The 10,739-nt window shown below is 41.3% G+C and carries 6 protein-coding genes; 1 reads left to right on the forward strand and 5 read right to left on the reverse strand.

The window, feature by feature from the left end:
- The coding region (locus AC1XUO_RS29100; protein WP_483333404.1) for a hypothetical protein at positions 1–240 on the forward strand (240 nt) is incomplete at its 5' end.
- A gap of 241 nt (positions 241–481) precedes the next feature.
- Here the strand turns inward: AC1XUO_RS29100 and AC1XUO_RS29105 are convergent.
- The 5 genes from AC1XUO_RS29105 to AC1XUO_RS29125 form a co-directional block, all read right to left on the reverse strand.
- The gene (locus AC1XUO_RS29105; RefSeq protein ID WP_483333405.1) at positions 482–1,516 is read right to left on the reverse strand and encodes a hypothetical protein; all 1,035 of its coding nucleotides are present in this window, start codon (positions 1,514–1,516) and stop codon (positions 482–484) included.
- 220 nt (positions 1,517–1,736) lie between these two features.
- Complete coding sequence (locus AC1XUO_RS29110; RefSeq protein ID WP_483333406.1) at positions 1,737–2,432, reverse strand: hypothetical protein; 696 nt, start codon at positions 2,430–2,432, stop codon at positions 1,737–1,739.
- Between the two features lie 3 nt (positions 2,433–2,435).
- Positions 2,436–3,098: a hypothetical protein gene (locus AC1XUO_RS29115; RefSeq protein WP_483333407.1), complete on the reverse strand. Its 663-nt coding sequence runs from the start codon at positions 3,096–3,098 to the stop codon at positions 2,436–2,438.
- 180 nt (positions 3,099–3,278) lie between these two features.
- Positions 3,279–4,367 carry a hypothetical protein gene (locus AC1XUO_RS29120; RefSeq protein WP_483333408.1) on the reverse strand — a complete coding sequence of 363 codons (1,089 nt, stop codon included), beginning with the start codon at positions 4,365–4,367 and terminating at the stop codon, positions 3,279–3,281.
- On the reverse strand, positions 4,364–10,528 hold the full coding sequence (locus AC1XUO_RS29125) for a fibronectin type III domain-containing protein (protein WP_483333409.1): 6,165 nt from the start codon (positions 10,526–10,528) through the stop codon (positions 4,364–4,366). The genes AC1XUO_RS29120 and AC1XUO_RS29125 overlap by 4 nt, the downstream gene beginning before the upstream one ends.
- Between the last annotated feature and the right edge of the window lie 211 nt (positions 10,529–10,739).

Here is a 10,739-nt window from a genome sequence, read left to right on the forward strand (position 1 = left end):
TCTGACCAAAATCAAGTACATGGGATCACTATGTCCGTTACACTCTATTTGTTCAAAATTCCTGCCCCCCCATGTACGAATATTCGTACGTTTTTGCTCGGATTGTTCGTGGATTATGCACTGTTTTTGATAGGTTTCAACTTGGCTGATTTTGCACAATTTGCAATAAAACCTTTGCTTCCCGGTACGCGTCCTACCATGCCTCACGAGATAATTACCACATTTACAGTACATTATTAACCCATCAACACTTTTGATACACTTGGGGGAAATCCTGGCCATGTTTTAATGTTTGAGCCTTTAAAAAAATAAAGGTAGCGTTATCACTACCCTCATTTTTGACCCCATTTTGACCGAAAGTCACTCCTTTTAGTTTAAAACCTCTTTTTTTTGTCAGCAACACTTTTGAGACACTACCAATCTTCACAAATTCATCACAGACCGCTTTACTGCGGGTCTTACATATTTCACAACCGGGGTATCATTTTATAAAAATAGACTCAGCATATGCATCGTGGATGCCATCAGATAGTGAAGTGGGGACTCCATTTTTCCAAACTTTCGCTACATATTTAACTCCATTGAATTCGCGACCGATCGCGTAGACATCATTTTCGGACACAAAAATTTTTCTAATATATGCATTCTCTTTGCCGTTAGTCAACGAGGTTGCAATACCGTTTTTCCAAATTTTACCCACATAATTAAATCCGTTAGATTCGAAACCGGCTACATAAACATCATTCTTAACTACGAAAATTGAAGTTGCAATACCATACTGGGTATCCCCTGTCAAGGATTTGTCTATTCCGTTTTTCCACATTTTGGCAAGCCAAGTGTTTCCACTATGCGCATAGCCTGATATGTACACGTCATTATTCACTACAAAAATTGACGTAAGAACTGCATCCGCACTATTATTTAGAGGGATAGCAACCCCATTTTTCCAGGCCTTCCCAATAAACTCGCCATTATTTTTTTCAACGCCAGCTACATATACGTCACTTCCGACTACAAAAATTGAGTTGGCAGTTTGATCCCAATCGCCTCCACCGGTTAATGAAGTTGCAACTCCATTTTTCCAAGTTTTTATCACAGAAACAATACCTTTCCTTTCACTACCTGCCGCATATACATCTTTACCAACCACAAAAATTGAATTAGCCTCAGCAAAGGTGGTACCGTCTGTTAATGAAATGGATACACCATTCTTCCAAACTTTCGCCACCCTTGCAGTATCATTATTTTCGAAGCCGCAAGAATAAATATCAGTCCCTTCAACAAAAATTGATTTAATCTGACCGTATTTCGTACCATCTGTCAAAGACGTTGAAATCCCATCTTTCCACACCTTAGCCAAATCTATGTTGATTCTGACTGATTCATTTACAGCGATATAAACCGATTTAGGTTTGGTAATTAGTCCTACTTCTTCCTTTTTGCAGGAAATGATAAATACGGCAACTAAAAAAGATACTGTTGGTTTAATAAAATGCAGAGTAAATAAAAGTTTCATTTTGAATTAATCTGTGGATATAATTTTTCATCAAGACCTGAAAGCTTGTTTTGATTGACGATGAACCATAAAAAATTGGAGTACATCGCAATTGCTTTTTAAGACAGCATCAATGGTGCCACGTACTTTTCTCAACGTAATACCAAAAATCCTCTAACTCTATGTTCGAATATTCGCACGTTTCAGCTCGGAATGTTCTTGGAATGTACCCGAAAATATCCTACTCATTTGATCCCCAAAAATATCTAACACCCAAGCCCAACCCAAGAGACGACAGTCCCGGAACAAAATACTGATTTGAATAAATGCCTTTGCTACGTGTATTGTCGCCATTGGTATTCTTTTCCCAATATTTTTCCGTTTTGACAACTCCTCCTGTAAAATGAATAGGGTCTATAATTCCTAAGTTTCCGTAAAAAGCCCATTTCTTATCGACTTTCCAGCAAATCCCCAGTTTAATACTTGCACCCATAGATATTTCACGGGACCAGGATTCAAATGAAAAATCATAGCCACTTATCGAGTAGTCATAGCTCTTTGCATAGGTTAAACCAACACTCGGACTCATATACAATGAGAGTTTATCGTTAAGTGGTTTGTAAAATTCCCAGAATCTGTTTAGCCCAAGTTTGAACTCCCTAATTGATTCGGGGTTAATGGAGTTACTTCCGAATCTCTCTTTAAGAATACTATTACCGATACTCCATCCAACAGCTTTGTTTTCTTTTATAAACTTTCCAATAGATATGTTTATATTATGACGGTAACTGCCACTTGAAAAATCAGACTGCTTGTGACGGCTGTTGTCAAAAGAACTGTAAAAACCGCCATTGATAAAAGAAGAACCTGACTGAAATTGAGCACAAGCAATTTTGCTCAGCATCATTACAAAAATTATTATAAAATTACGTTTCATATTTTATATCGTTTTAGAGGAAAAATATCTGGCTAGACGGAGGGAAAAGTAGATAGAAGATTGTGGGTTCTGAAAGCTTGTATTTATAAAAATTTGTCTGGGATTGTGAGAAGTAGCCGGAATAAAAGTAGCACCCAATGAAGCAATATTAGCATATCCTTCAAGTGCCCACTTTTTGTTAGGAAAAAAATAGACCACACCTGGTTTAACACTTAAATTGTGATGCCAAAATTTGTTCTTAGTTTCATAAGCATCAATTCCGGTTGAATAGCTTTTATCCCAATTGTATTTAGGTCCCACCTCAGCATGCAAAAACATAGCCCAGCGATTCCCTATCATCTTATATCGTCTCATAAAAGGCATAAATTCCAAGGCTTGATTTCTCGCAGATTTTATGGATAAATCATTAGCTGTATTTTGCGTCCAGAAAAATGTATATTTCAAACCAATTCCAACAACTGTTGAGTTATTGATATGATAACCCCACTGGATTTCCGGCGCTATTGAATTATCTTTTGTAATGTCTTTCCTTGGTTGGTCAGACTCTCTCATTGTTTCATCGGAAGACCTATTAAACATGACCGTTCCACCCAAATAATTCGTTCTTTTTTGGGCACTTAATGAAATATTAGCACCAAGGATAAAAAACAATAGGTATTTATTCATATGGATTTTAAGTTAAATAGTTGATTTCTACATTCATATTTGAAGACATTGTACGGCTACCAATAATCGGCTTATCTTGAACTCAACAATGAAGTGCAATTGTCAAGAAAAAGAACTTTGGCATACTCATTTTTGATTTTTATTTGCTTCTGGTTGGTCAAAGTGGACATGATATTATTACTACCGCTCGAAAATATGTAAGGTGTTTGCCCTATTCAGCACGTAAAGCCTGTTTTCAGAATAATCAAGTTTTTTTACACCCTTGAATACGCCTTCTTCACCCAGCTCACGGCTTGTCCAGGTGATTTCTCTGGTGTTTCGATTATAGATGCCAACGTAGGATGGGTCCTGGGCGAAGCTCCACTCGTAAAAAAATATCTCTTCATCTTTCCACACCAGCTCTTGGGCTATCCCACCGCCACCGATCAATTTTTTATTACATTGCTCGGATATATCGTATAAAACATATTCACTTTCAGGATTAACTAAATTGATTTCCCAATAATACGTTAGGCGCAGTCCAAAAATAACACCTCGCTTTTCATCGAGTAACGAATCCGCAGCCGAATCAAATTGATTAAATCCCTCTGAGAAATAAGCAAAAAAATTGGTAGGAACGGCCAGATCATGTTGTAGATTTCCTGTGTAAATGTCTAGCCCTAAGAGTCTTCCAGAGTTTAAGGCAATCCATACAACCTCATTATACACACCAAGAACCCTCTTAATTTCTGCTTTAACAGGTACGCTACGTTCGCTAATATAAACACTGCCTAGGTTATACCAGTCGTATTGATTTTCAGGAATAGTGTATTTCCACAGAAATTCATTTGGGATACTAAAAACATCGATGCTATTCTTATTATTGATGATTTTTCTGTCGGCAATAATTTTTCCAGAAAAATTATTGCCGACATTCATCATTTCATGCGTTTTGACATTTATCATAAAAGTATTATATCCCTCTTCATTTTTTTTTGATATAAACACAAAATCACCAGTTACCTCAGTCGAGCAAGAATAACCACATAGTTTCAATTTTAGAATTGCGTCCTTAACATCAAGGAGATAAGTATCGGGTTCCCAAGTTGAGAAAATCAAATATCCGCTGTGAAAAAAAAAAGTTGATGCGTTTGAGTATTGAATGAGTTCGTCATTGAAATACAGCGACCGATTAAAAAGAGAATCCCCCCGGACATACGCTAAATAGCTCTGACAAATGCTAAAATCAAAAACATCCTCAACTAATTTTATATTTTCTGAATTAATCATTTTGATTCAATAAAGTTAAAAATTGGACTATCATTATCGTTCAGCATATCTCCAAATTTGGTATAGGCCTGATTTTGATCTGTTATGCCTGGAAATATGCTATTTTTCAATCCTTCGTTCGACCAAATTGTTGAAAAAATATCCTGCTTGTTTTTATTAGTATTCATAAACATCCTCATCCCTACTTTAGCTTGTTCAGTCGATAACTTTGCCGCATTGAAGACATATTTCATTTCCGAAAGGTCGTTCACGCTTGCAATATAATTCAAAAACTGAGGAAGCTGTATTTTGGATGCATCCAGATAACTTTTGTATTCGATAAGCCTTGGTTTATTTCCTTCGGAAAGCTGCACATCAAACTTACACTTGGTACAAGGCAATCCTTCTCCTTCAAATTCCATGTCAAATTTACTTACTTTGCTCGCATCAAAATCAGCTTTGTTTACTTGATTGAGCACATGTTGCAGACCATCCTGGACGTTACCATTGGAATTTTTCATAGATGCCACTACCTGATCGAATCCCTCTTTATCATCAAATTTATTGCAGAAAGTTCTCACGTCTTCCAAATGGGCTACCAAGCTTTTCGCTCCGCTAAAACCTCCTTGCGACTTACAAATAACCGACAGTTCCTCAGCATAATTAGCTCCTAACGCTTTTTGTACTTTCGCATCCGTTAGCAGGTCCCTCACCTTCTCAAGTGCCTCCTTAGTCAGTTTCAATTCACTTCTTCCTGCCTTGTGAAGTAACTCCCAACTTTCAGTTAAGCTGTTATCCTTGTCAAGAAGTTTGTAGAAATCATCGCTCACAAGATCCTTCTCTAACTGGCTTTCAAGGTTTGGATCTTTAAGTCTGGATCTTAATAACTTCATCAACCCGGCTCTTCGGAGTGCCCCAGGCGCATCTTTGATGATAGCCAGTGCTGCGCCTGCCGTAGCAACGGTTTTGGCAATCACCACACCCGCACGACCGGTAGCATGTAAAGCATATTTGCCTCCCTTTTCAAATTCGTCCGCAAACACAGCTCCTTTAAGCAACTCCTTTCCCGTAGCCGTCGCCTTCTCCCAGTTCATCAGTTCACTGGCAAATGTACCCAGTTCCTTAATAGCCCCAGCAGGATCAGATACAAAAGTTAACCCCAAACCGATCAACTTAGCAGTCTCCGTGGTTTCCTCGATTGCCTGGTCGATGGCCCCGCTGATCACAGCCGTTTCATCACGCACATAAAATTGTTTTCCAGGTTCCCATGCTTCCACCGGCACCCTGGCTTTCTCTAAAAGGCTGTTGTAGGTCTCAGCCAGGTTTTTAAGTATGTCACCCAGCTTCATGTCAACGTAAACGACATCACCCGCCGGCCCGTAAGTCATCGTTACACCCTCAATAACAGTTGTCTGTTCAGTAAGCTTGCCGCTGTTTTTTGCACGGGCTTTCGTCAGGGCCGATTGCAGCGATGCCTCCGCTGTTTCCTTACATTCCGGACATTTAGCGAAATTTTTCCATTCCCCTTTTACCGTGATATCGCCGCCTTTATCTTCAAGCGAGAATTTACTGCCTGCAACCGTAACGGTTTTGCGTTTTGTTCCGTCAGCACCCGTTACCCAATCCACTTCTTCGGCACACTTGAACCTGGTGATATTCTTATAACTACCACCAAGACCGGGATCAACTGCAATAAGTGAACTATTGCTGTTGGGCGCAAAGGTGTAGTTCATCTCCACCCAGTTGTAACCACATCCGTCACTGCCATTGTAAGGCTGAAAATAATAAACAGGGCTAACGCCAACAGGGTTCTGGAATAAGCCCTGATCATAAACCTTCGCGGGTCGGCAAATCGGGTCTGTCTTTAAAATGTAATTAACAAACGCCTCCGGGCTGTTGATGATCTCGGCAAAGTATTCTGTGCCATCAGCCAGAACAAAACCCTGTAAGGTACCGGTAGGTGGAGCTCCCCAGCCATTGCCAAAATTAGAGAATTTAGGTTTGGCCCCCATAGGGAGTTTAACAGCCCGGCCGTCAGGGGCAATAAAGAAACGGTTGTAATCGATATCGTACCCTGCTATACGTCCGCCAGAAGATGTCAATTCTACAAGGGAGGCAGGAGGTGGGACACATACATCGGTTGGGCTGGCTGGCAATGCATCGACCACATCACTCAGCAGTTTGTCAATATTCTGCTGATTAACCAACGTCCCATTTAGGGTGGCAGCAGATTCGTTACCTTCAATATTCGCTGTCAAGGCAGTAACTACCTCGCTGCATTTGCCGGCAGCCAGATCGGCCACCATGGCATCGGTGATATCGGCAAGTTGTACCTGTTGCGCGAGAAGCGCTTCCTTTAAAGCCAATAGTTTTTCTCGCTCTTTACCAGGAACCAGACTTAATTTCTGACAAAGAACATCGGATAATAAAATATCGGTTGCTTTTTGCTTCGAAAATGTACAATTCGAGGTTGTCTCCAAGGTGGATGTTTCCGTGTCTGTTGCACCCATACGAGCGTTAGCAGGCATTCCCGGATTGACAACCACCTTTTTGTCGCAATAGGACCCGTTCCGGAATGTACAGCGTGTGTAGTACGTTTTGCTATTTTCAAAATCGGGATCATCAATAATTGCTGTTGAATAACCCGATATAGTAATGAAATCATTAAGCCTGGTAGTCCTGTTTGCATTGCTATACCACTGCGATGTTCCACCGTTGGCATTACATACTTTGTCAACCAAGGCTAATTTATCCGGTGTGGTAATGCCAGAATAAAAGATAGTTTGCCCTTTGACATACAAAGAGAGAGCCCCAAAATCCCTGAGATCACTATGCTCTAATGTATAAACCGATTGGTTGTAGGCATCCCTGATAACCGGTATTTCTGCGCCGCCTCGGTATTTTTCGCAGTCTTCTTTGGTTGGCGTAACAGGATAATTAAATGTAGCCTGAACATAGTTTGGGTTATAGCCCCGATTATTATCTACATTAATATATATCCATTTATCGCAAAAGGTTCCTCCCACCCAGTTCGAAACTTTAAGAGCAAACGATCCCTTTTTGCTTCCATGGAGGCTAAATGATATTATAGCTTCACCATTTTTGTAATTCACATCCGGGCCACCAGAAATTATTTGGTTAGTATCTTCTTGCAAGAATGCCTGAATCTGACTCCCCATCCCCCAGGTAAATACTTCAACCTTTTCTGAATTAGATTCCAGGAAGGTATCGTAGTATTTTCCATTATTTGTATATAGGTAAAAATCACAGGGATGTTGCGGCGCACGTGGTGCAACTGCTTCCTTAATAACCTTTATGGATAGTGTTTTGACATCTCCCGTCAGCGAACAGGTAGCAGAAAAATTATGCGTTTTATTCTTATCAGCTTCCACAAAGGTAATGGTCTTGTTTTGCTCCGGACCTGAGCCAATCTGCTTACCTTCCCTTTTCCAAACGATTGTAGCGTTTGCCAATCCGTTGGAACACCCGGTTGCCTTTAATTGAGCGTTTACAGACGTTGCCCCTTCAGGGATTTCAACTTGCTTCGGCCCTGAAAGTGTAAATTCGATACATGGAATGGTTGGCGTTGCCATCTTCGGGATATCAATACCAATAGATTCTTCACACCCTTTTGTATTTTTTACAGTATAAACAGTTGATTTTTCTGGAACGGAAACGATTCGTTCATTATTCCTGGACCCATCATCCCATGTGACATCTTTATTGCTATTTACTTTTAAAATTAAATTGCTCTGTTTTGATGGATCCTCACTGATCGTTATTCTGAAATCTTTACAGTCTTTATCTGGTTTTTTAAGTTCTACTTCTGATGTACAGGTCATGGAACCCACTTTACAAGTTGCCTTTACCGTGGTTTTGTTCGTTATATCTTCCAAATACAAAAAGTTCTTTTCCGATAATTCACTGTTCTGTTTCGCATTTCTGTATTCCCAAACTACCGGTTCCGAACATCCCACTGCTTGAATCGATGCATCCTTGTCTCTGTTGCCTTTAAACAACCATTTTATTATGTTGTAAGGTGTAAAAAAAGAGATGTTGGCAATTGCAGACCAAAGAGGGCTTTCATCAAACCCTCCTGCTCGGTCATATTTTACATAAGGAAGATTATATTGAACTGCTAACTTTAATGCACATTTTACATCCACTTTTTCCGTTTCGGCAAAACATTTGTTGCCATTTCCATCCGTGCACGACAGTACGTAACTCTTGCTTTTAGCTGGATAAACAATTAGGTTGTTCAAATTTCCTAAAATCCCATCCGTTGTGAGTTCATTTTTCCATTCGATTTTACCGGTACAGCCGCTACTTTTCAGCATTACCGGCTCCCCTTGTTCAATCGAAACAGCGGAAGCCGTTGCCGTTACTCCTTCACATTTCTTTTCAACAAGCACCGTTTCTTCTTTCGAACATCCGGCATGTTCTTTCTGCCCATTGTCAAGTATTTTGTCTAAAAGACAAGTAACCTTGTAAGTTGTTGTTATCTGGGGAGTAACCGTGATATCCGTACGTTCTTTATATGAGTTGACACCATCTTCCCACTCCACTACACCGGGATTATTAAATTCGTCAACACAGCCACTCACGCTAAGTTTTACCGGGGTACCCGGGATAACACGAAGACTGGATGCAACAATGCCTACTTCACAAACAGTGCCAACCTTAAATTGACCAGGAACATCTTCACTAAAAAGACCATCATCACCATAAGCCATAATCCGGTAAGCATAGTTCTGGTTACGGGACAATCCACCGATATCTACCTGATTTGTAGTCGGATATACGGTATTTTCTATTCCGTTATGGTCCACATAAACTAGTTTATAGGTACGGTGGTCTTTGTTGGCATCCCAGGTTATTCTTACAGCTCTGGAATCATCAGTCTTCGGTGCATATTGCAAATTCTGTGGATTACCGATTCTTCGTTTGATTGTCTGGAACACATCCTGCCCGTAAGTAGCAATTACTTTATCTCCGTCATATGCCAATATCCTGTACTTATACTCCATCCCTTCACGCAAACGCGACAAATCAATCAACGGACTTGTTACAGTTTCCTGAAGGATAGCCCCGTCCTTATCCTGGTACTCAATTATATATTTACTAGCGGCACCACCCGACAGCTCCCAATTAATACGTGCCGATTTGTTGTCAATACCACCCACCTGTACGTTACGAATCGCAAACACCGGATTGCCGGGGCCGCTGCCTGGTTCGCCTGACTGGCTGTCCTTTTTAAACGTATCAAGTTTACTGATCAGATCCTCATATTTCTGGGTGATGCTGTCCACCTTCGGGCTACCAGCGGTTAACTGGTCGGTGATCGTTTTCAGATCATTGAGAATATCCGTGATCCTTGGATCAGGATTATCCTCGCCCGCATCCACAAGTGCTTTCCGGATCTCTTCACTTGCCTGTAAAATCGCTGTTTTGTAAGGGCATAATGAATCAGCAGAGGCAGTGGCTCCCAGCGCATCATAACCTGCAAGTGCCCCTGCCAGTGTACCGGCGTAGGCATTAGGGTCTGTTTTTTGTGCCAGCTCATTTAACAGCTTACTTTTCGCTGCCGCTACTTCCGCCTGGCTGGCATTTAAAAGCTTGAAATCTGTGGCCTCATATACGCAGCCACCGTTTCCATCACCGCTTGTGATGGCTTTTACACCGCTGAACTCAGCCAAAGCCAGAGTTCCTTCCATAAAAGGAAGACGCACCAACCCTTTGCCCGAAAAACTACCTGAGCCGCTTGCTTCAGTCACAAACACCGCAAAATCATATATTCCCAGTACCTCCCCGGTTTTCAGGTTTGCCAGCTCCGTCCCGCCAGTTGGCAATGGCACCATAGGATGCTCAGGACTACAAACAGAAAAAGCACTGCTTTGCAGCGCACAGCCAGGAAGTTTCAATTTCCCGGTAGTATCAGACGGAACCGTACCATCTTTTCCGGGAAAATTGGAATAATAATCCGCCAGTTCTCCGGGAGTGACTGCCGTGCATCCCGAAGCCTGAACCGGGATTTGCATCGGATCTGCCAGTACGATGGGAAGGTCTTCCAAGTCGTCACTTTCATCCGTAACCTCAAAGGTTTGAACATGGTCGGGGGCGCCTAGCCTGGGCGGTGACCGGGTAGTTTTGGCGGGAGGCCGCCCCGTCGATCTACTGGGCACTGACTTTCTGAAAGCTGAAAGCCGCTGCCAGAAACAGGATAAAATTGCGGATTAAGCGGTTGGGCATCAAGATCTGTAATGTACTAATCTGTGACGTATAGGATAACGCTTTGTCACAATGACTGCTGTCATAAAATCATCACCATGCCACAACCCTATCGAAGCTATCATTCCCAGTTCAAAATCCAGTATGGAAATGGAAGTTTGCCAC

Source organism: Dyadobacter sp. HNCC25DJ186 (genome assembly GCF_056895235.1).

Excerpts from the sequence above, each read along its gene's own strand:
- AC1XUO_RS29105 (WP_483333405.1), bottom strand. The coding sequence starts at position 1,516 with ATGAAACTTTTATTTACTCTGCATTTTATTAAACCAACAGTATCTTTT.
- AC1XUO_RS29110 (WP_483333406.1), bottom strand. The coding sequence starts at position 2,432 with ATGAAACGTAATTTTATAATAATTTTTGTAATGATGCTGAGCAAAATT.
- AC1XUO_RS29115 (WP_483333407.1), bottom strand. The coding sequence starts at position 3,098 with ATGAATAAATACCTATTGTTTTTTATCCTTGGTGCTAATATTTCATTA.
- AC1XUO_RS29120 (WP_483333408.1), bottom strand. The coding sequence starts at position 4,367 with ATGATTAATTCAGAAAATATAAAATTAGTTGAGGATGTTTTTGATTTT.